The organism is Pseudomonas sp. GD03875, from assembly GCF_029840585.1.
In the GTDB taxonomy this organism is placed as follows: Bacteria; Pseudomonadota; Gammaproteobacteria; order Pseudomonadales; family Pseudomonadaceae; genus Aquipseudomonas; species Aquipseudomonas paralcaligenes.
The window spans coordinates 151244-172107 of the sequence record NZ_JAOCCV010000009.1; the positions used below are offsets into that span (position 1 = coordinate 151244).

Annotated in this window: 14 protein-coding genes and 1 pseudogene; 13 read left to right on the forward strand and 2 right to left on the reverse strand. The window is 68.4% G+C overall.

Annotation, left to right across the window (positions count from 1 at the left end):
• Window positions 1–47: 47 nt before the first annotated feature.
• From N5D30_RS10835 to N5D30_RS10850, 4 genes are all read left to right on the forward strand, one after another.
• Window positions 48–1982 carry a DUF1302 domain-containing protein gene (locus N5D30_RS10835; protein ID WP_279908999.1) on the forward strand — a complete coding sequence of 645 codons (1935 nt, stop codon included), beginning with the start codon at window positions 48–50 and terminating at the stop codon, window positions 1980–1982.
• Between the two features lie 59 nt (window positions 1983–2041).
• Entirely contained in the window at window positions 2042–3412 is a 1371-nt protein-coding gene (locus N5D30_RS10840; protein ID WP_220815222.1) for a DUF1329 domain-containing protein, read from the forward strand.
• Window positions 3413–3681: 269 nt separating this feature from the next.
• Complete coding sequence (locus N5D30_RS10845) at window positions 3682–4746, forward strand: YCF48-related protein (protein WP_220815286.1); 1065 nt, start codon at window positions 3682–3684, stop codon at window positions 4744–4746.
• A gap of 18 nt (window positions 4747–4764) precedes the next feature.
• A complete protein-coding gene (locus N5D30_RS10850; RefSeq protein ID WP_279909001.1) occupies window positions 4765–7152 on the forward strand; it encodes an RND family transporter in 2388 nt (795 codons plus the stop codon).
• A gap of 454 nt (window positions 7153–7606) precedes the next feature.
• Here N5D30_RS10850 and dacB read toward each other — a convergent pair whose 3' ends face one another.
• On the reverse strand, window positions 7607–9040 hold the full coding sequence (gene dacB, locus N5D30_RS10855; RefSeq protein WP_279909003.1) for a D-alanyl-D-alanine carboxypeptidase/D-alanyl-D-alanine-endopeptidase: 1434 nt from the start codon (window positions 9038–9040) through the stop codon (window positions 7607–7609).
• Window positions 9041–9237: 197 nt separating this feature from the next.
• Here dacB and N5D30_RS10860 point away from each other — a divergent pair, with 197 nt between their 5' ends.
• From N5D30_RS10860 to N5D30_RS10880, 5 genes and pseudogenes are all read left to right on the forward strand, one after another.
• Complete coding sequence (locus N5D30_RS10860; protein WP_279902387.1) at window positions 9238–9582, forward strand: 50S ribosome-binding protein YggL; 345 nt, start codon at window positions 9238–9240, stop codon at window positions 9580–9582.
• Between the two features lie 295 nt (window positions 9583–9877).
• Window positions 9878–10237, forward strand: a pseudogene (locus N5D30_RS10865) (GNAT family N-acetyltransferase); the annotation flags it as partial.
• A 216-nt stretch (window positions 10238–10453) separates the two neighbouring features.
• Window positions 10454–12286: an ABC transporter ATP-binding protein gene (locus tag N5D30_RS10870; protein ID WP_279909026.1), complete on the forward strand. Its 1833-nt coding sequence runs from the start codon at window positions 10454–10456 to the stop codon at window positions 12284–12286.
• Window positions 12287–12382: 96 nt separating this feature from the next.
• Window positions 12383–13390: an aldo/keto reductase gene (locus N5D30_RS10875; RefSeq protein WP_279909004.1), complete on the forward strand. Its 1008-nt coding sequence runs from the start codon at window positions 12383–12385 to the stop codon at window positions 13388–13390.
• Complete coding sequence (locus N5D30_RS10880; protein ID WP_279909006.1) at window positions 13387–13848, forward strand: AAA family ATPase; 462 nt, start codon at window positions 13387–13389, stop codon at window positions 13846–13848. The genes N5D30_RS10875 and N5D30_RS10880 overlap by 4 nt, the downstream gene beginning before the upstream one ends.
• On the opposite strand, the gene N5D30_RS10885 is transcribed toward N5D30_RS10880, so the two are convergent.
• A complete protein-coding gene (locus N5D30_RS10885; RefSeq protein WP_279909007.1) occupies window positions 13849–16428 on the reverse strand; it encodes a PAS domain-containing protein in 2580 nt (859 codons plus the stop codon). It abuts the gene before it with no gap.
• A gap of 212 nt (window positions 16429–16640) precedes the next feature.
• Here N5D30_RS10885 and N5D30_RS10890 point away from each other — a divergent pair, with 212 nt between their 5' ends.
• The 4 genes from N5D30_RS10890 to N5D30_RS10905 are packed head-to-tail and all read left to right on the forward strand — an operon-like array spanning window position 16641 to window position 20859.
• A complete protein-coding gene (locus tag N5D30_RS10890) occupies window positions 16641–17117 on the forward strand; it encodes a chemotaxis protein CheW (protein WP_279909008.1) in 477 nt (158 codons plus the stop codon).
• On the forward strand, window positions 17104–18594 hold the full coding sequence (locus N5D30_RS10895) for a CheR family methyltransferase (RefSeq protein WP_279909009.1): 1491 nt from the start codon (window positions 17104–17106) through the stop codon (window positions 18592–18594). The genes N5D30_RS10890 and N5D30_RS10895 overlap by 14 nt, the downstream gene beginning before the upstream one ends.
• Window positions 18591–19217 (forward strand): chemotaxis protein CheW, encoded by a 627-nt coding sequence (locus N5D30_RS10900; protein WP_279909010.1) that lies wholly within the window; start codon window positions 18591–18593, stop codon window positions 19215–19217. The genes N5D30_RS10895 and N5D30_RS10900 overlap by 4 nt, the downstream gene beginning before the upstream one ends.
• 13 nt (window positions 19218–19230) lie before the next feature.
• A complete protein-coding gene (locus tag N5D30_RS10905) occupies window positions 19231–20859 on the forward strand; it encodes a methyl-accepting chemotaxis protein (protein WP_279909011.1) in 1629 nt (542 codons plus the stop codon).
• The last annotated feature ends 5 nt before the right edge of the window (window positions 20860–20864 follow it).

A 20864-nucleotide genomic window follows, 5' to 3' on the forward strand; every position in this document is an offset into this window, starting at 1 on the left:
CGTGGCCCAGTGCCCATAACAAGAACAATCGATCCATGGAGTTGCCGATGGCCATCCCCTTGCGCAAGTCGTCCCTGTCCCTCGCTCCCGCCAAGGCGGGCTTCGCCCTCGCCGGGCTGGTTCCGCTGCTGCTGGCGGCGCCGGCCTCGGCCGTCGAATTCAGCTTCGTCGATGGCGAAGTGACCGGCTCGCTGGACACCACCGTATCCTACGGCCAGCTGTACCGGGTGCAGGGCCAGGACAAGACCAACGACGACACCAACGGCAACGACGGCAATCGCAACTTCGACACCGGTCTGGTCTCCGAGGTGTTCAAGATCACCTCCGACCTGGAGGCCAACTACCGCAACTACGGCATGCTCGTGCGCGGCACCGCCTTCTATGACACCCAGATCATGGACAAGCGCAACGACAACGACGACTTCCGGCCGAGCCAGAGCTACCCGCACAACGATCGCTTCACCGACGCGACCCGGCGCAGTGCCGGCCGCAGCGCCGAAATCCTCGACGCCTACGTCTACGGCAACTGGGACGTGGGCAGCATGCCGCTGACCGTGAAGGTCGGCCGCCAGGTGTTCAACTGGGGCGAGGGCATCTTCTACCGCGGTGGCATCAACACCACCAATCCGATCGACGCCGGCAAGTTCCGCCTGCCGGGCTCCGAACTCAAAGAGGTGCTGGTCCCGGTGGAGGCCTTCAACTTCAACGTCGGCCTGACCGACAACCTGTCCCTGGAAGGCTTCTACCAGTGGAACTGGAAGGAGTCGGCGATCGACCCGTCCGGCACCTTCTTCTCCGAGACGGACCTGTTCGCCGAGGGCGGCAACACCGCCTACACCCGTTTCGACGACCCGCTGGTGAGCCAGCTGCTGGCGGCCTATCCGCTGGCCGCCCAGTTCGGCCTGGTGGGCAGCGGGCCGTACGGCCCGAACGCCTACCTGGACCCGACCAACAACGTGTTCAAGGTGGCCAACATCGGCAGCGACATCAATGCCAAGAACGATGGCCAGTACGGCTTCGCCCTGCGCTACGTGGCGGAGGAGCTGAACCTCACCGAGTTCGGCTTCTACTTCATCAACTACCACGCCAAGGAGCCGCAGATCGCCGTCGACCTGGGCAGCTACCAGGGCGTGGACTTCACCAATCCGCTGTGGGGCGCGGTGCCCGACGCCGCCCGGCCCGGCCTGGCGACCCTGGACGCCGCCAGCAACGCCATCGCCCGCCGCGAGTACGTGGAGGACATCCGGGTCTACGGCTTCAGCTTCAACACCACCATCGGCGAGGCCTCGGTATTCGGCGAACTGGCCTACCGGCCCAACCTGCCGGTAGGCATCAGCGCTACCAACGACCTGCTCGGCGACCTGCTGGGCCAGGGCTTCTTCGGCCTGACCGACATCTACGACGCCGGCGTGGCGGGCGACCAGGCCTGCGCCGACATCTCCGGCAAGCGCCTGTGCCGCGGCCCGACCTTCCACAACTACGAGCGCATCGAGGCGTTCAACCTGTCCATCGGCACCATCTACAACTTCGGCCCCGCGCTCAGCTTCGACTCGCTGATGGGCGTGGCCGAACTGGCCTCCGAGCACGCCCGCGCCAGCAGCCTGAGCTACACCGCCTACGACGGCAGCAAGCGCGGCTTCTCCGGCCGGCCGAACGGCGCCTACGTGTCCGGCTACGACGACAAGGACCAGCTCGACCGCGACGCCTACGGCTACACCCTGGCCCTGTCCGGCACCTGGAACGACGTCTACGCCGGGGTCAACCTGTCGCCCTTCGCCGTGTTCAAGCACAACTTCAAGGGCAACTCGCACCAGACCGGCAACTTCGTCGAAGGGGCCATGGCCTACTCGGTCGGCCTGCGCGCCAGCTACCTGAACAGCCTGGAGGCCGAAGTGCAGTACACCGAATACTATGGCGGCGGGCAGAACAACAGCGGCCGCGACCGCGACAACGTCGGCGTCAACCTCAAGTATTCCTTCTGAAACCGCATCCCAGGGCAGGGCGGCCAGGCCGCCCGGCCCGTTCGTACGGAGAATCGACAATGCTGATGAAACACACGCTGATGGGCGCCGCAGTCGCCCTCGCGCTTTCCGCCGGTAGCGCCCTGGCGGCCGTCTCCGCCGACGAGGCGGCCAAGCTGGGCACCAGCCTGACGCCGTTCGGCGCGGAAAAGGCCGGCAACGCCGATGGCAGCATCCCGGAATGGACCGGCGGCATCACCCAGCCGCCGGCGGGCTTCAAGGGCGGCGGCCAGCACCACATCGACCCGTTCCCGGACGACAAGCCGCTGTTCACCATCACCAAGGCCAACCTGGACCAGTACCGGGACAAGCTGAGCGCGGGCCAGATCGCCCTGTTCGAAGCCTACCCGGAGACCTTCCAGATGCCGGTGTACCAGAGCCGTCGCTCCGGCTCGGCGCCCCAGTGGGTCTACGACAACACCATCAAGAACGCCACCAGCGCCAAACTGGTCGCCGGTGGCAACGGCTTCGCCGACGCCTATGGCGGGATTCCCTTCGCGATCCCGCAGAACGGCCTGGAAGCCCTGTGGAACCACATCGTGCGCTACCGCGGCACCTACATCACCCGGCGCTCCGCCGAGGTGGCGGTGCAGCGCAACGGCGCCTACTCGCCGGTGGTGTCGGAGACCGAGGCGCTGTTCCGCTACTACGACCCGAAGGGCAGCTACGGCGACCTGAAGAACATCCTCTTCTACTACCTGTCCTTCACCAAGAGCCCGGCGCGCCTGGCCGGCGGCGCGGCGCTGGTGCACGAGACCCTGGACCAGGTCAAGGAGCAGCGCCAGGCCTGGGCCTACGCGGCCGGCCAGCGCCGCGTGCGGCGTGCGCCGAACCTGGCCTACGACACACCGATCGCCGCCTCGGAAGGCCTGCGCACCGCCGACGACACCGACATGTTCAACGGCGCGCCGGACCGCTACGAGTGGAAGCTGCTGGGCAAGAAGGAGCTGTACATCCCCTACAACAACTACAAGATCTCCAGCCCGGGGGTGAAGTACAAGGATGTGCTGCAGGTCGGCCACCTCAACCCGGCGCTGACCCGCAACGAACTGCACCGCGTCTGGGTGGTGGAGGGCACGCTCAAGCCGGGCGCCCGCCACATCTATTCCAAGCGCACCCTGTACCTCGACGAGGACAGCTGGCAGGCTGCCATCGTCGACCAGTACGACGGCCGTGGCGAGCTGTGGCGCGTGTCGGTCGCCTACCTGAAGAACTACTACGACCTGCCCACCACCTGGTCGGCCATGGAAGCCTTCCACGACCTGCAGAGCCGTCGCTACCACGTGCAGAACCTGGACAGCGAAGAGCCGGCCACCGTCGACTTCACCAAGGCCACCCCGGAAGACAGCTACTTCACGCCGTCCGCCCTGCGCCGCCGCGGCACCCGCTGAGGTATCGACGCCCTGGCCGCCGGCTTGGCGCGGCCTCTTTGCGACCCGGCCCCGGCCGGGTCGCCTTTTTCCAGCAGGCCATTTCGGGTAGGGTGCGCCGTGTTCGTTCTGGGCTGTGGGGCTCGTCACAGAGCCGCTGCGGCGCTTAACAAAACATAACGTCACGCCGATTGTCAGTTTTTTCCAAAGCCGTATAGCATGAGGTCCGCCTAACACAAGGCTTGAACCCACCTATAAGAATAAAGGGGGAATACATGCGTGAGCCCGTCATGCGGCGCACCCGCTCCGGTTGCCTGACATCCGTCCAGGCCCAGGCCCGTCATCCATCGCCGCTGGCGAAGGCGCTGTCCTTGTTCAGCGTCTGTTCCGTTCTGGCTTTCGCTGCGCCTCTGCCGCTCCAGGCCGCGGACGCCGCCACCGTCACTTCCATCGAATCGCCCAAGGCCGTCACCAGCCTGCTGCTGGACATCGCCCATGCCGGCAAGCGCCTGGTCGCCGTCGGTGATCGCGGCCACATCCTGTTCTCCGAAGACGCGGGGCGCAACTGGGTCCAGGCCCGGGTGCCGAGCCGCCAGCTGCTGACCGCGGTGTACTTCGTCGACGACAAGCATGGCTGGGCCGTCGGCCACGACGCGCAGATCCTCGCCACCGACGACGGCGGCGCCAACTGGACGCTGCAGTTCGAAGACCTGGAGCGCGAGGCGCCGCTGCTGGACATCTGGTTCCGTGACGCCAGCAACGGTTACGCCGTGGGTGCCTACGGCGCGCTGCTGGAAACCAGCGATGGCGGCAAGCACTGGGAAAACGTCAGCGATCGCCTCGACAACGAGGACGGCTATCACCTCAACGGCATCGCCGCGGTGAAGGACGCCGGCCTGTTCGTCGTGGGCGAGGCGGGCAGCATGTTCCGCTCCGCCGACTGGGGCCAGACCTGGGAAAAGGTCCAGGGGCCGTACGAGGGCACCCTGTTCGGCGCCATCGGCACCTCCAGCGCCAATACCGTCCTGGCCTACGGCCTGCGCGGCAACCTGTACCGCTCCACCGACTTCGGCAATACCTGGCAGCAGGTCAAGCTGCTCTCCGACAGCGGCCCGCTGGAGTTCGGCCTGGCCAACGCCAGCCTGCTCAAGGACGGCACCGTGGTCATCGTCGGTCATGGCGGCAGCGTGCTGACCAGCAAGGACTCCGGCCGGACCTTCTCGGTGGTCAACCGCGCCGACCGCGCCTCGCTTTCCGGGGTGACCGACGATGCGGCGGGCAACCTGATCCTGGTGGGTCAGGGCGGCGTGCATGTCGCCGATTCGACTGGCGAAGAGCCAGGCACAAAACAATAAGTCGGGGCGAATGAGCATATGAGTTCCACCAGCAGCCATCACCAGGACAAGGCGACCTTCCTCGAGCGCCTGATTTTCAACAACCGGCCCGTGGTGATCGCGCTGTGCGCGCTGATCACCATCCTGCTCCTGTGGCAGGCGTCGCACATCCGCCCCTCGACCAGCTTCGAGAAGATGATCCCGCTGGAGCATCCCTTCATCGAGAAGATGCTCGAGCACCGCAACGACCTGGCCAACCTGGGCAACACCGTGCGCATTTCCGTGGAGGCGAAGGATGGCGACATCTTCTCCAAGGAATACATGGAGACCCTGCGCCAGATCCACGACGAAGTGTTCTACATCCCCGGCGTCGACCGTTCCGGTCTGAAGTCGCTGTGGAGCCCGAGCGTGCGCTGGACCGAAGTGACCGAAGAGGGCTTCGACGGCGGCGAAGTGATCCCGCAGACCTACGACGGCTCGGCGCGCAGCCTCGGCCAGTTGCGCGGCAACGTGCTGAAGTCCGGCCAGGTCGGCCGCCTGGTGGCCAACAACTTCAAGTCCAGCATCGTCGACGTGCCGCTGCTCGAGCAGTACCCGGACCCGAACGACCAGAGCAAGCTGCTCAACCTGGACTACCGCCAGTTCTCCCATGAGCTGGAAGAGAAGATCCGCGACAAGTACCAGGCGCAGAACCCGAACGTGCAGATCCATATCGTCGGCTTCGCCAAGAAGGTCGGCGACCTGATCGACGGCCTGCTCATGGTGGTGGCCTTCTTCGGCGTGGCCCTGGCCATCACCCTGGTGCTGCTGTACTGGTTCAGCTGGTGCATCCGCTCGACCATCTCGGTGGTGTCCACCACCCTGATCGCGGTGGTCTGGCAGCTGGGCCTGATGAACCTGGCCGGCTTTGGTCTCGACCCGTACTCGATGCTGGTGCCGTTCCTGATCTTCGCCATCGGTATTTCCCACGGCGTGCAGAAGATCAACGGTATCGCCCTGCAGTCGAGCGACGCGGACAACGCCCTGACCGCCGCGCGGCGAACCTTCCGCCAGCTGTTCCTGCCGGGCATGATCGCCATCCTGGTGGACGCCGTCGGCTTCATCACCCTGCTGATCATCGACATCGGCGTGATCCGCGAACTGGCCATCGGTGCCTCCATCGGCGTCGGCGTGATCGTGTTCACCAACCTGATCCTGCTGCCGGTGGCGATCTCCTACATCGGCATCAGCAAGCGCGCGGTCGAGCGCAGCAAGCGCGAGGCCAACCGCGACCAGCCGTTCTGGCGCCTGCTGTCCAACTTCGCCCATCCGGTGGTGGCGCCTATCTCGGTGGTCATCGCACTGACTGCCGGCGTGTCCGCCTTCTGGTATCAGAAGGCCCACCTGCAGATCGGCGACCTCGACCAGGGTGCGCCGGAGCTGCGTCCGGACTCGCGCTACAACAAGGACAACGACTTCATCATCAACAACTACTCGACCAGTTCCGACGTACTGGTGGTGATGGTCAAGACGCCGAACGAAGGCTGCTCCACGCACCAGACCCTGGCGCCGATGGACGAGCTGATGTGGCGCCTGGAGAACACCGAGGGCGTGCAGTCGGCCATCTCGATGGTCAGCGTGTCCAAGCAGGTGATCAAGGGCATGAACGAAGGCAGCCTCAAGTGGGAAAGCCTGTCGCGCAACCCGGACATCCTCAACAACTCCATCGCCCGCGCGGACGGCCTGTACAACGCCGACTGCTCGCTGGCGCCGGTGCTGGTGTTCCTCAACGACCACAAGGCCGCGACCCTCAAGCGTGCGGTGGGCGTGGTCGAGGACTTCGCCAAGGACAACAACAAGGACGACCTGCAGTTCATCCTCGCCGCCGGTAACGCCGGTATCGAGGCGGCCACCAACGAGGTGATCGCCACTTCCGAACTGAAGATCCTGGTGCTGGTGTACATCTGCGTGGCGGTGATGTGTCTGATCACCTTCCGTTCCTTCGGCGCCATGCTGTGCATCATCCTGCCGCTGATCCTGACCTCCATCCTGGGCAACGCCCTGATGGCCTGGCTGGGCATCGGCGTGAAGGTGGCGACCCTGCCGGTGATCGCGCTCGGCGTGGGCATCGGGGTGGACTACGGCATCTACATCTACAGCCGCCTGGAAAGCTTCCTGCGCGCCGGCATGCCGCTGCAGGAGGCCTACTACCAGACCCTGCGCTCCACCGGTAAAGCGGTGCTCTTCACCGGTCTGTGCCTGGCCATCGGCGTGGTGACCTGGATCTTCTCGGCGATCAAGTTCCAGGCCGACATGGGGTTGATGCTGACCTTCATGCTGCTGTGGAACATGTTCGGCGCGCTGTGGCTGCTGCCGGCCCTGGCCCGCTTCCTGATCCGCCCGGAGAAACTCGCCGGCAAACAGGGCGGCTCGCTGTTCGCGCACTGATCGCGACCCGACCCTGGCTGTACCGGAACGCCCGATGCTTCGCATCGGGCGTTCTGCTTTGGGGGGCGGATATCAGAGGTAGGACAAGTGAAACCCGCGAGCTGTGCTGCGCCTAGCGCGGGTTTCTCCCGTTGTGTACAGCCTGTGGCCGTGGCCCGGATGCAATCCGGGATGGACGGGTGGGATTTCCCACGAGGCAGCGTTTCGGTGCGCGCGGCGCACCCTACGGGGTGCTATGCCGCATTCAGCACTGGCCACCACAACTCAGTTCTGGCGCTTGGCCGTGTGGGTGAAAGCCGTGAGCTGCGCTGCACCTAGCGCGGGTTTCACCCGCCCTACGGTTTGTGCACGTAGGGATGGGCGGGTGGCGGTTTCCCGCGAGGCAGCGTTTCAGTGTGCGCGGCGTACCTACAGTAGGGTGCGCCGTGCGCACCTTGGAGCGCGATACCTCGACTCAGCGCCGATAGATATCCAGCAGCACCTGGTCGAGGATAGCCGAGGCCCCCCAGGGGCGTGGGTCGTTGAGGATGGCGACCACCACCCAGTTCTGCCCCTTGGCCGTGCGGGTGAAGCCGGCGATGGCGCGCACGTTGTTCAGGGTCCCGGTCTTGATATGGGCCTGGCCTTCCATGCCGGTGCGCTTGAGGCGCTTGCGCATGGTGCCGTCCATGCCCACCAGCGGCATCGAGGCGATGAACTCCGGCGCATAGGGGCTGTGCCAGGCCGCCTGCAGCATGCCAGCCATCTCCCGGGCGCTGACCCGTTCGGCGCGGGACAGGCCGGAGCCGTTCTCGATCACCAGATGCGGCGCGGTGATGCCCTTCTTCGCCAGCCAGCCGCGGATCACCCGCTGGGCGGCCTTGGCGTCGTCGGGGTCGGCGCGATCGCGGAAGGTCTGGCCCAGGCTGAGGAACAGCTGCTGGGCCATGGTGTTGTTGCTGTATTTGTTGATGTCGCGGATGACTTCGACCAGGTCCGGCGAGAAGGTGCGGGCCAGCAGCTGGGCCTTCTTGGGCACGTCACCGACCCGGTCCTTGCCGAGGATGCTGCCGCCCAGTTCCTGCCAGATGGCGCGCACGGCGCCGGCGGCGTAACCCGGGTGGTCGAGCAGGGCCAGGTAGGTCTGCGCGCTGCATCCCTCGTTCAGCTTGCCGGTCACCACCAGGGTGGTGCCGTCGAACTGGGTGACCGGGTTGTAGCGCACGTCCGGCCAGGCGGGGCACTTGGCGGCGCCGAGGGCCTTGACCTGATTGTCGATGCGCACGTTGGTCAGCGGCGGCTCCATCATCACGCTGACCTTGCCGCCACTGGTGCGGGTGACCATGCGCACTGCCTTGAGGTTGACCAGCAGCGAGTCGGGGGTGACCAGGAACGGCTTGTTCGGGTCGCCACCGTCGTCGTTGAAGGCCGGCAGCTGCGGGGGGTTGAAGTGGTTGCGGTCCAGCACCAGATCGCCGGTGATGCGCTGCACGCCGTTGGCGCGCAGGTCGCGCATCATCAGCCAGAGCTTTTCCATGTTCAGCTTGGGGTCGCCGCCGCCCTTGAGGTAGAGGTTGCCGTTGAGCACCCCGTCCTTCAGCGGGCCGTCGCCGTAGAACTCGGTGCGCCACTGGTGGGTGGGGCCGAGCAGTTCGAGGGCGGCGTAGGTGGTGACCAGCTTCATGGTCGAGGCCGGGTTCACCGATACGTCGGCGTTGTGGATGATGCCTCCGCCGCTGCCGTCCAGCGGCAGGGCCACCAGCGACAGGCTGCCAGCCTTCAGCTTGTTGGCCGTGAGCGCCTGCTGCACCTTGGCCGGCAGTGTGCTGCTGACCTGGGCGGCGGAGAGGGGAAGGGTGACCGGGAGGAGGAGCGAAGCGATGACGATGTTGCGCAGCGTTCTGATCATTTGGCACGGGCCCAGGCAGAAAAAAGGGCGAAAAGAGGGTGCAGCTGGAGTGATTTTGTCGCGCATTATGCCCCATGCATCTCGTCCTCGGGGCCCTGAAAGCCGGCTGCGCGGGCTTTTTTCCGAACGGGCGGGCAGCTGGCGCGGCAACCTGCTAGAGTGCCGCCCGTTGCAATCATGAGTATCTAGGAGTGTTTATGGCCACCAACCGTTCCCGCCGCCTGCGCAAGAAGCTGTGCGTCGACGAATTCCAGGAGCTGGGCTGCGAGTTGACCCTCGACCTGCGCGAGGGCCTTGGCGAGGCCGAGATCGACGATTTCCTCGATGCCTTCCTGCGCGACGCCATCGAGGGCAACGGCCTGGGCTACGTCGGCGGCGAGGACTACGGCTTCGTCTGCCTGTCCAGCCGTGGCTCGGTCAGCGAGGAGCAGCGCTCCCGGCTCGAGGCCTGGTTGAAGGATCGCAAGGAGCTGAGCGGCTACACCCTCAGCCCGCTGCTGGACGTGTGGTACCCGGAGAACCCGATCAACCCTCAGGGCTGATAGCCCGACGATCGAGTCCGACTGGCCGGGTACTGGCTGGTCTAGGAAGGCGCCGTTTTCTCTTGGAGGAAGCGGCGCTTTTTTTATGGGCCTGATGCTCTTTCCCGATGTGCAGGAGCGCACTGTGCGACCTTGTTGACATGCTGTCCAGTATCGGACAGCGATTCAGCAAAGTGTTCCGAATGGTCAGGGATGAACACCTGCGGAGCCTCGCCAGGCCCCGCGTTTGCTGGGCTGGCGACTTGGCACGGGGCCTGCTTTGACGGCTGCCCCCAGATCGACCGTGGAAACCGAGATGACCGCCGCTCCAGTCCCCGTCCTGATCCGCCCGGCCCGGCCGGAGGACGCCCGCGCCATCGCCGCGCTGCATATCCGCAGCTGGCAGGCGACCTACCGGGGCCTGCTGTCGACGGGATTCCTCGCCGGGCTGGACGCCAGCCTGGAGCGCCGCGTGGCCTGGTTCGAGAAGGCCATTAGCGATGGCGTGCCGACGATCCATGTGGCCGAGGCCGAAGGAGCGCTGTTGGGCTGGTGCTCCTGCGGCGCCAGCCGCGACGAGGACGTGGCGCCGGCCACCGGCGAGCTGATGGCCATCTACCTGCAGCCGGAGGCCTGGGGCCGGGGCATTGGCGGCCAGCTCTGGCGCGTCGCCCGCCAGGCCCTGGAGGAGGCCGGCTTCACCGCCGTCACCGCCTGGGTGCTGGACGGCAACCTGCGCCATCCGTTTCTACCAGGGCGCCGGCTTCGTCGCCGACGCCGCCAGCCAGCGCACCTTCGAGGAGAACGGCGAACCGCTGCCCCTGACCCGCTTCCACCTGCCGCTCCGCACTTCCGCCTGACTCCGTTCCCTGCCGCAAGGACATTTACGCCGATGAGCGTCTTCAGATTCACCCCGCGCGCGCCTAGCGCCTTGCTCGACTGGAACATCCGCAGCCTGCCCGACACGCCGCTGAAGTTCGTGCTGTTCTTCGTCCGCCACTATCGGCCCTGGTACCTGGCCATCCTGCTGCTGCAGGTCGCCGCGGTGGTCTGCACCATCCTCGTTCCCTGGGGGCTGGGCCAGATCACCCGGCTGGTTAGCGAGGGGCTGAGCGCCGAGCGCGCGCTGGTGGTGCTGCAGTGGCCGGTGCTGGCCTTCGCCGCGCTGGTGCTGCTGGAGGTGCTGTTCACCCGTGGCGCCACGGGGGTGCATATCCGGGTGCTGCCGCAGCAGCGGCGCACCGTCACCCACGCGGTGTACGCCTACCTGCAGCAGCACTCCCACCGCTTCGTCAGCAGCGAGTTCGCCGGCGCGCTGGCGCACCGGGTGGCCGAGGTGGCGCTGGGGGTCAACCAGACCCTGAGCATCCTGCTGTTCGACCTGATCCCGCTGATCGTCACCCTGACCCTGGCCACCGCGCTGCTGTGGACAGCCTCGGGGCTGCTGGCGGCGTTCATGTTCGGCTGGTCGGTGCTGTTCATCGTGGTCTGCTACCACCTGGCCAAGCGCAGCCACCCGCTGGCCCAGCACTACTCCGCGGCGCGCAGCACCAGCACCGGCAAGGTGGTGGACGCGGTGAGCAACCTGACCAACATCCGCCTGTTCGCCCGCCACTCCTACGAGCACGGCTACCTGGGCGACTACCTGGAGCGGGAAGTGGGCGCCGCCTACCGTTCGTTCGGCTACATGGAGAAGATCCGCTGGTTCCAGTCGGTCTCGGGCATGCTGCTGAAGGTCGGCGTGCTGCTGCTGTCGCTGTACCTGTGGCGCAGCGGGCAGATCAGCATCGCCACCTTCGTCATGTCCACCAGCCTGTCGCTGCTGATCATCAACGACGTGGCCAGCCTGTCGCGGCGCTTCCTGGAGTTCTTCGAGGCCACCGGCAACATCGCCAACGGCGTGCGCACCCTGATCCGCCCGCACGAGGTGGTGGACAGGCCGGATGCCAGGCGGCTCGAAGTCAGCCGCGGCGAGGTGGAGTTCCGCGACGTGGCCTTCGGCTACTCGCCGGACCGGCCGATCTTCCAGGACCTCAACCTGCGCATCCCGGCCGGCCAGCGGGTCGGCCTGGTGGGCTCCTCGGGCTCGGGCAAGTCGACCCTGCTCAACCTGCTGCTGCGCCTGTACGACGTGAACGCCGGCCAGGTGCTGATCGACGGGACCGACGTGCGCGAGGTGACCCAGCACTCGCTGCACCAGCAAATCGGCCTGATTCCCCAGGAGCCGGGGCTGTTCCACCGCAGCATCCGCGAGAACATCCACTACGGGCGCCTGGACGCCTCGCCGGAGGAGGTCGCGGCGGCCATCCACCGCGCCGGGGCCAGTGCCTTCATCGAGTCCATGGACAAGGGCTACGATTCGCTGGTCGGCGAGCGCGGGGTCAAGCTCTCCGGCGGCCAGCGCCAGCGCATCGCCATCGCCCGGGTGCTGCTGAAGAACGCGCCGATCCTGGTGATGGACGAGGCCACGTCCAGCCTGGACTCGATCACCGAGCGCTTCATCCAGGACAAGCTGGACGAGATCATGGACGGCAAGACGGTGATCGTCGTCGCCCACCGTCTGTCCACCGTCGCCCACCTGGACCGTATCCTGGTGTTCGACAAGGGCCGGGTGGTGGAGGACGGCAGCCACCAGGAGCTGCTGAAGAAGCGCGGTTACTACTACCGCCTGTGGAGCCGGCAGTCCGACGGCTCCTTCCACGAGGACTCCGCCGAGGCGGTGTAAGCCATCCACATGTGGGAGCGGGCTTGCCCGCGAATGACACGACACAAGCGCTTCGCGGGCAGAGCCCGCTCCTACAATCCACCACAGGAGAACGCAATGAGTCACCGTCCCCTGGGCCGCTCCGGCCTGCTGGTCTCGCCCCTGACCCTCGGCAGCATGATGTTCGGCGGGCCGACCGACGCCGACACCTCGCGGCGCATCATCGACACCGCCTTCGACCAGGGCATCAACTTCATCGACACCGCCGACGTGTACAACGCCGGGCATTCCGAGGAGATCGTCGGCCAGGCCATCGCTGCCCGGCGTGACGACTGGGTGCTGGCCTCCAAGGTCGGCATGGGGCCGGCGGACGGGCCTGCCAACCAGCGCGGCCTGGGCCGCAAGCATATCCTGCGCTCCATCGAAGCCAGCCTGCGCCGGCTGGGCACCGATTACCTGGACATCTATTACCTGCACCGCGAGGACCACCAGGCGCCGCTGGAGGAGACCGTCTCGACCCTCGGCGACCTGCTGCGCCAGGGCAAGATCCGCTACTGGGGCGTGTCCAACTTCCGCGGCTGGCGCATCGCCGAGATCGTCAACGTCGCCGAGCGCCTGGGCGTGGCCAGGCCCATCGTCAGCCAGCCGCTGTACAACCTGGTCAACCGCCAGGCCGAGGTGGAGCAGATCACCGCCGCCGCCTTCCACGGTCTCGGCGTGGTGCCCTACAGCCCGCTGGCACGCGGCGTGCTCAGCGGCAAGTACCGGCCCGGCGAGGCGCCGGACGGCGACAGTCGCGCGGGGCGCCAGGACAAGCGCATCCTCGAGACCGAATGGCGCGACGAGTCGCTGCACATCGCCCAGCGGGTACGGGAGCACGCGGAGCGGCGCGGCGTCGGCGTGGTCGAGTTCGCCATCGCCTGGGTGCTGCACAACGCCGCGGTCGCCTCGGCCATCGCCGGCCCGCGCACCGAGGAACACTGGGCCACCTACGCCAGGGCGCTGGAGGTGGCGATCACGGCGGAGGACGAGGCCTTCGTCGATGCCCTGGTGACGCCGGGGCACGCCTCGACGCCGGGCTACAACGACCCGACCCATTTCGTTTCCGGGCGCCCGCTGCGGTGACAGGGCGAGTCGTCGACCCCGACGCCTACCTGGAGACGCCGCAGGGGCGGGTGTTCAGCGCCGAGCGCAACCGTCAGGCCTGGGAGCGGGCCTATGCGGATGTGGAGACGCTGCTGGCCGACGCCAGCCGGCTCTATCTGGTCATGGGTGTGCAGGGTGCGGGCAAGTCGACCTGGATCGCGCGGCATGCCGCCGAACTGGAGGAGGGCGCCGTGTTATTCGACGCGGCGCTGCCGGCAGCCCGCCACCGCGCGCCGCTGCTGGCGCTGGCCCGGGCGCGGGGCGTGCCGGTGGTGGCGGTGTTCGTCCAGGCGACCCTGGAAGAGGCACTGGCCCGCAACGGGCTGCGCACGCCGGACAAGGTGGTGCCGGAGCAGGCGCTGCGCAGCGTGTTCGCGATGCTGGAGCCGCCCACCGTCGAGGAAGGCTTCGCGTCGGTGCTGCGGGTCGACGCCTGATCAGCCGGCGGCGCTGACCAGCTGGGCCAGCCGGGCGGCCAGTTCGGCCCGGCGGAACGGCTTGGCCAGCACCTCGAAGCCGCTGATCTGGGCGGGCGTGAGGTTGGCGTAGCCGGTGATGATCAGCACCGGCAGGGCGGGGAAGCGCCGGCGCAGATCCTGGGCCAGCTGGGCGCCGGTCTTGTCGGCCATGAGGTGGTCGGTGACCAGCACGTCCGGGGTCAGGCCCGATTCGATGGCGCGCAGCGCGGCAGCGGCGGAAGACGCCTCGGTGACCTGGTAGCCCAGGTCGCCCAGCTGCAGCGCGGTGGTCTGGCGCACCAGGGCCTCGTCGTCCACCAGCAGCACGTGGGCCGGCCGTGGCGCCACCGGGGCTTCCGCCGGGCCGTTGTCGACGCTGGCCGCTTCGCATGGGGCGATGGGCAGCCAGACGTTGACCCGGGTGCCCTGGCCGCTGTGGGAGGCGATGTCGAAGCCGCCGCCGGACTGCGCCGCCAGCCCCTGGACCATGGACAGGCCGAGGCCGGTGCCTTTGCCCACGCCCTTGGTGGAGAAGAACGGCTCGACGCAGCGGCTCAGGGTTTCCTCGCTCATGCCGCTGCCGTTGTCCGTCACCGCCAGGCACACGTAGCGGCCGGCCGCGAGGCCGTGGACCTGGCCCTCGACCACCTCGTCCAGGCCGGCGCCGATCTCCAGCCGCCCGCCGTCTTCCATGGCGTCGCGGGCGTTCACCGCCAGGTTGAGGATGGCCAGTTCGAGCTGGTGCGGGTCGACCACCACGGCCGGCAGCCGGTCGGAGATGTCGATGGCCACGTCGATCATCGGCCCGAGCGAGCGCTCGATGAGGTCGCGCATGTCGTTGACCAGTTCTTCCAAGGCCACGGCGCGGGGCCTGAGGGTCTGCCGGCGGGCGAAGCTCAGCAGGCGGCCGACCAGGATGCGCGCGCGGTCGGCCGCCTGCAGCGCGCCGTCGATGAGGCGGGTCGAGCGATCGTCGTCGAGGCGCCGGCGGAGCAGTTCCAGCGAGGCCATGATCGGCGTCAGCAGGTTGTTGAAGTCGTGGGCGATGCCGCCGGTGAGCTGGCCGATCATCTCCATCTTGCGCGCCTCGTGCAGCTGCGCCGCGGCCGTCTCGCGCTGGGCGACCATGGCCGCGACGCGCTCCTCCAGGCCCTCGTTCAGCTCGCGCAGATCGGTCTCGGCGCGCACCCGCTCGCTGATGTCCACGCACACGCAGAGCAGGCCGCCGAGCGCCTGCTCGCCGACCAGCGGGGTGATCTGGTTCTGCACCCAGACCGGCGTGCCGTCGGGGCGGGTGTAGCGCTTGGTGATCTCGAACGAGGCGCCATCCTCGACCTGGCGCTCGCACAGCGGCGCGTGGCTGGCGAGGTCGTCGGGGTGGGTGATGTCGTGCATGCGCAGGCCCAGCAGCGCTTCGCGCGGGCGGCCGACGATCTCGCAATAGCGGTCGTTGACCCGGGTGAAGTGCCAGGCGTGGTCGCACACGGCGATACCGGCGCTGGCCTGGTCGAACATCGCCGACAGCTGCGCCGAGCTGGCGCGCAGCGCCACTTCGGCGCGGGCGTGGACGATCGACACCCAGGCCAGCTTGGCCGCCTCCTCGACCAGCCGCCGCTCGTGCTCGGAGAAGGCGTGGGGCCGGTTGTAGTGGATCGCCAGCACGGCCTCCAGCCGGCCGTGGCGCAGCAGCGGGACGTGCAGCGCGGCGGCCAGGTCGAGGCCAGTCGCCAGCGCCTTCTCGCCAGCGTTCAGCAGGGCCTCGCGGGCGATGTCCTCGCGCACCACCGAGCCGCCGGCGCGCAGCACCGGCAGCAGTTCCCGGCCGAAGTCGCGGTAGCGGTGGCGGCCGATCATCGAACCGCCATCGCGCACGTAGGCCTGGCGTACCTCGAAGGTGGCGTCGTCGCCGTTGTCCTCGCCGTAGAACACCCGCGAGGCGCCCAGGGCCTCGCCGAGCCTGCGCAGGGCGATGCTCTGGATCTGTTCGGGCTCGCGGATCGACGGCAGGGTCTGGCCGAGTTCGAGGAGGAACGCCTGGCGCCGCTCGAACTGCACCCGCTCGGTGGTCTCGGTGACGATGCACAGCACGCCGCCGATCGAGCCGTCCGCCTCGCGCACCGCGGAATAGGAAACGTCGAAATAGACGGTCTCGCCGAGGCCGTGGCGCTCTATATAGAAGGGGCGGTCCCGGGCGGCGAAGGTCTCGCCGGTCTCCAGCACGCCGCGCAGCAGCGGTTCGAGGTCGTCCCACAGCTCGGCCCAGTTCTCGATGCCGGGCCGGCCCAGGGCGCGGGGGTGCTTGGTGCCGATGGTCGGCGCGTAGGCATCGTTGTACAGCGCCACCAGCTCGGGGCCCCAGAACACCACGATCTGCGCGCTGGCCGGCAGCACGGTGGCCATCAGTATCTTCAGGGCGGGCGTCCAGCCGGCGGGTGGCCCGAGGGGCGAATCGCTCCAGTCGCGTTTCTTCAGCAGCGCGTCGACCGACCCGTCATGGCGGGAGGAACCCGGATGTCCGACGGAGGCTCCGTCTGGGGCGATAGCGGAGAGCAGTTGCATGGCTTGGGTGCTGGAGAGGGCAGGTAAGGGGTTCGTGCTCGCGAGCATGATTCCGACACCCCTATGAGGCTCGAAGGGGGGATTGCGTTCAATCCATTTGGCGGGTGGACGGTGGCACGCTTTCCCGGGGGACGATCCGGGCCGGTGCGCTGGACGCCATGCCGCGCTGGGCTAGGGTAATGGAGTACCGCTTGCGGCAACTGGACGCTTCTATGGATAGATTCTTCGTGCTGCCCTTCAGACTGGCGGGGCAGCACCTGGCCGTGCCTCTGGACAGTGTGGTCCGGGTCATCCCGGCCCTGCAGTGCACACCGCTGCCGGGGGCGCCGCGCACCGTGCTCGGCCTGGCCAACGTGCGCGGGCAGATCATCCCGGTGCTGGACCTGGCCCGGCGCTTCGCCTGGCCGGCCGCGCCACTGGCCCTGTGGCAGCCGTTCCTCTGGCTGCGCAGCCGCACGCGCGAGCTGCTGGTGCCGGTCGAGCAGGTGGAGACGGCGGCCCGCTGCAGCGTCGCCGACCTGGTCGAGGCGGCCCAGCCGACGGTGCCCACCGAACTGCTGCGAGGCGTGTTGCGCACGGAGGAGGGGCTGTTGCTGATCCAGGATGTGGAGCAACTGCTGTCCGATACCGACGAAGAGGACCTGCAACGGGCCCTGGACGCCAGCGGAGCGGGACATGCGCCAGGCTGAACCGCTCTGTTCGGCGCGCCTGCTCGATGTGCTGGCGGGCAAGGTGCACCAGCACCTGGGCCTCGACTTCTCGGGGGCGCGCAGGGCCGACCTGGAGCGGCGCCTGGGCCAGCTGGCCCAGGAGCAGGAGGGCGCGCCGGCGACCTGGCTGGAGGACCTGGCCTTCGCCGACTGGGACGATACCCGCCTGCAGCTGCTGACCCCCGCGTTCACCGTCGGCGAGACCTACTTCCGCCGCGATGCCGAGGCCCTGGACTGGCTGGCGCGCCGCCACCTGGCGCCGCTGCTGCAACGGCGCCGGGCCGAGGGGCATCGCTACCTGCGCATCTGGAGCGCGGCCTGCTGCACCGGCGAGGAGGCCTACAGTCTGCTGTTCCTGCTCGACGACCTGCTCGGCGGCGAGCGCGGGGACTGGAACCTGGACGTGCTGGCCAGCGACATCAACGCCGGCTTCCTGGCCCGGGCCGAGCAAGGCCGCTACGGCCAGAACGCCTTCCGCCGCAACGAGGAAGCCTTCCGCACCCGCCACTTCCAGGCCGAGGGCCGGACCTGGCGGGTGCGCCCCGAATGGCGTGGGCGCATCCGCTTCCTGCGCCACAACCTGGCCAGCGGAACCCTGCCCGACCCGGGGCGCGGCCTGGCCGCCGTCGACCTGATCCTCTGCCGCAACGTGCTGATGTACTTCTCCGCCGGGCAGGCGACGGCGGCGCTGCGGCGCCTGCTGGGCTGCCTGGGCGGCGACGGCATGCTGGTGCTCAGCGCGGTGGAGGCCGGCCTCGCCACCCAGGCCGGCCTGAGCGGATTCTGGGCGGGCAGCAACTATGCGCTGTCGCCCGGCGGGCAGGCGCGGGAGCCCGCGCCGCCGGCATTCGTCGCGCCCGTGCAGGCGCCGCCGTCGCCCAGGCCCGTGGTGATCCCGGTGCCGCCTCCCGTGCCGCCGCTCGTTGAGGCGCCTGCCGCGCCGGACCCCGACAGGCTGCTGCGCGACGCCGAGGCGGCGCTGGCCCAGGGCCGCCACGACCCGGCCCGCGACCTGCTGCGGGCCTGCCTGGCCAGCCCCGGCCTGGCCCAGCCCCGGCGCTACCGGGCCTGCCTGCTGATGGCTCGCAGTTGGGCCGACCAGCAGCACGGTGGCGAGGCGCGGGAGTGGCTGCAGCGTGCCGTCGAACTCGACCCGGTGGCGCTGCCCGCCCACTGGCTGCAGGCCCTGCTGGCCCGCCAGGAGGGCGACGGACAGGCCGCGCTGAAACTGCTGCACAAGGTGCTCTACCTCGATCCCTCCTGCGCCATGGCGCATTTCCAGCAGGGCCTGCTGCTGCGCGAACAGGGCCGCCGGGAGGCTGGCGACAGGGCGCTGCGCACCTGCCGCGACCTGCTGGAGCGAGCCGCCGCCGACGCGGCGGTGCCGCTCGGCGATGGCCTGAGCCATGGCCGCCTGCGCCAGTTGTGTGACCAGTTGCTGGAGGGCCGCCCATGAGCGAATTGCCGCAGGATGACCGGGCGCAGGGCGACGACGCGCGCTGGGGGCTGATCCGCGAGCGCCTGGCGGAATTCGAGCGGCGCATCGACGAAGGCTTCTCGCCGGACCCGGCCGAGCGCGAGGCGCGCCTGCTGGAGCGCACCCGCGAATGGGCCCGCAGCGTCGAGGAGGCGCGCCCGGACGGTCTGCTCGAAGTGCTCCGTTTCACCCTCGGCGAGGAAGTCTACGCGGTGGAGAGCAGGCATGTCGCGGCGGTGCTGCCGCTGCCCCAGTTCACCCCGCTGCCGGGCACGCCGCCCTTCGTGCTGGGCATCGTCAGCGTGCGCGGGCACATCGTCTCGGTGCTCGACCTGCGGGTGTTCTTCGAGCTGCCCATCGACGGGCTTTCCGACCGCAACTACCTGGTGATCCTGCGTGGCGACGAGATGGAGTTCGGCCTGCTGGCCGACCGCATCCTCGGCATCGAGCAACTGCAGCGCGACGGCCTGCAGACGGGGCTCGCCAACCTCACCGGCATCCGCGCCAGCTACCTGCTGGGCGTGACCGAGGACCAGAAGACCGTGCTCGACGGCGCGCGCCTGCTCGGCGACCCCGCCCTGCGCATCCGGGACGATGACTGACCAAGGAGAAACCATGTTGGCAAACCTGTTCGACCTGCGCATCGGCACCAAGCTGATGCTGGCGTTCGCGGCACTGATCCTGGGCTTCGCGGTGCTGCTGCTGACCACCCTGGAGCAGTTCGTCGCCCTGCAGAAGTCCGAGGAGGAGCAATTCGCCCGGCGCTACGAGAGGGTCAGCGACGTCAAGGACCTGCTGGTCAACATTAACCTGCAGCGGGTGGAAATCCTCAGCGCAGTGGGTGGCGACAGCCAGGGGCTGCTGGAAAGCGTGCGCGCCGGCAGCGAGCAGAACGACCGCCTGCTGCGGCGCCTGCAGGAGGAGGTGCAGGGGGACCAACTGACCTCGGAACTGCTGGAGCGGATGCAGGAGGTGCGCGCCGCCTACCTGCGCAGCCGCGATACCGAGCTGGTGCCGATGATTCAGGCAGGGCGCATCGACGAGGCCCGGGCGCTGATCGCCGGCGCGCAGAAGCAGCGGGCGGAGCGCCTGCACGAACTGGCCGGGCAACTGGTGGCGCGCACCAACCAGCGCATCGCCGAGAGCATGGCGCAGTCGGAACAGACCATCGAGGCGCTGCGCAGCAGGATCTTCCAGGCGGGGATCGCCCTGGTACTGGGCGGCGCGCTGCTGGCCTGGCTGCTCAGCCGCCACATCGCCCAGCCGCTGGCGCGCCTGACCGGCCTGGCCGAGCGCATAGGCCGTGGCGAGATTCCCCGCGAGCTGCCCGACGAGACCCGCCAGGACGAGGTGGGTCGGCTGGGCCAGGCCTTCGCCAGCATGGGCCAGTACCTGCGCGAGCTGGTGCAGGAGCTGAACGAGAGCATCTCGGTGCTGGCCAGCGCCAGCGAGGAGATTCTCGCGGTCACCACCCAGGTGGCCGCCAGCACCCAGGAGACCGCGACGGCGATCAGCGAGATCGCCACCACGGTGGAGGAGGTCAAGCAGACCGCGGTGCTGGCCGGCAGCAAGTCGCAATCGGTCAGCGAGAGCGCCGAACGCACCCGCCAGGTGGCGCAGAGCGGGCGCCAGTCGGTGGAGGAAAACCTGCGCGGCATGGGCCTGATCCGCGAGCAGATGCAGGTGGTAGCCGAGAGCATCATGCGCCTGGGCGAGCAGAGCCAGACCATCGGCGAGATCGTCGCTTCGGTCAACGACCTGGCCGAGCAGTCCAACCTGCTCGGCGTCAACGCCTCCATCGAGGCGGTCAAGGCCGGCGAGGCGGGCAAGGGCTTCTCGGTGGTGGCGCAGGAGGTCAAGATCCTCGCCGACCAGTCCAAGCAGGCCACCGCCCAGGTGCGCGGCATCCTCGGCGAGATCCAGAAGGCCATGACCAAGGCGGTGATCCAGGCCGAGGAGGGCAGCAAGACGGTGGAGGGCGGCTACCAGCGCGCCCAGGTCAGCGGCGACGCGATCCGCACCCTGAGCAGCAGCGTCGAGGAATCCAGCGAGATCGCCCTGCAGATCGCCGCCACCAGCCAGCAGCAGATGATCGGCATGGACCAGATCGGCAGCGCCATGGAAAACATCCGCCAGGCCAGCCAGGACAACGTGGCCGGCGCGCGCCAGGTCGACACGGCCGCGCGCAACCTGCACCAGCTGGGTCTCAAGCTCAAGGGCCTGGCGGCCCGCTTCAAGCTGTGAGCCGC

Coding starts and splice junctions, on each gene's coding strand:
- N5D30_RS10835 (WP_279908999.1), top strand. CDS start 48: ATGGCCATCCCCTTGCGCAAGTCGTCCCTGTCCCTCGCTCCCGCCAAG.
- N5D30_RS10840 (WP_220815222.1), top strand. CDS start 2,042: ATGCTGATGAAACACACGCTGATGGGCGCCGCAGTCGCCCTCGCGCTT.
- N5D30_RS10845 (WP_220815286.1), top strand. CDS start 3,682: ATGCGGCGCACCCGCTCCGGTTGCCTGACATCCGTCCAGGCCCAGGCC.
- N5D30_RS10850 (WP_279909001.1), top strand. CDS start 4,765: ATGAGTTCCACCAGCAGCCATCACCAGGACAAGGCGACCTTCCTCGAG.
- dacB (WP_279909003.1), bottom strand. CDS start 9,040: ATGATCAGAACGCTGCGCAACATCGTCATCGCTTCGCTCCTCCTCCCG.
- N5D30_RS10860 (WP_279902387.1), top strand. CDS start 9,238: ATGGCCACCAACCGTTCCCGCCGCCTGCGCAAGAAGCTGTGCGTCGAC.
- N5D30_RS10870 (WP_279909026.1), top strand. CDS start 10,454: ATGAGCGTCTTCAGATTCACCCCGCGCGCGCCTAGCGCCTTGCTCGAC.
- N5D30_RS10875 (WP_279909004.1), top strand. CDS start 12,383: ATGAGTCACCGTCCCCTGGGCCGCTCCGGCCTGCTGGTCTCGCCCCTG.
- N5D30_RS10885 (WP_279909007.1), bottom strand. CDS start 16,428: ATGCAACTGCTCTCCGCTATCGCCCCAGACGGAGCCTCCGTCGGACAT.
- N5D30_RS10890 (WP_279909008.1), top strand. CDS start 16,641: ATGGATAGATTCTTCGTGCTGCCCTTCAGACTGGCGGGGCAGCACCTG.
- N5D30_RS10895 (WP_279909009.1), top strand. CDS start 17,104: ATGCGCCAGGCTGAACCGCTCTGTTCGGCGCGCCTGCTCGATGTGCTG.
- N5D30_RS10900 (WP_279909010.1), top strand. CDS start 18,591: ATGAGCGAATTGCCGCAGGATGACCGGGCGCAGGGCGACGACGCGCGC.
- N5D30_RS10905 (WP_279909011.1), top strand. CDS start 19,231: ATGTTGGCAAACCTGTTCGACCTGCGCATCGGCACCAAGCTGATGCTG.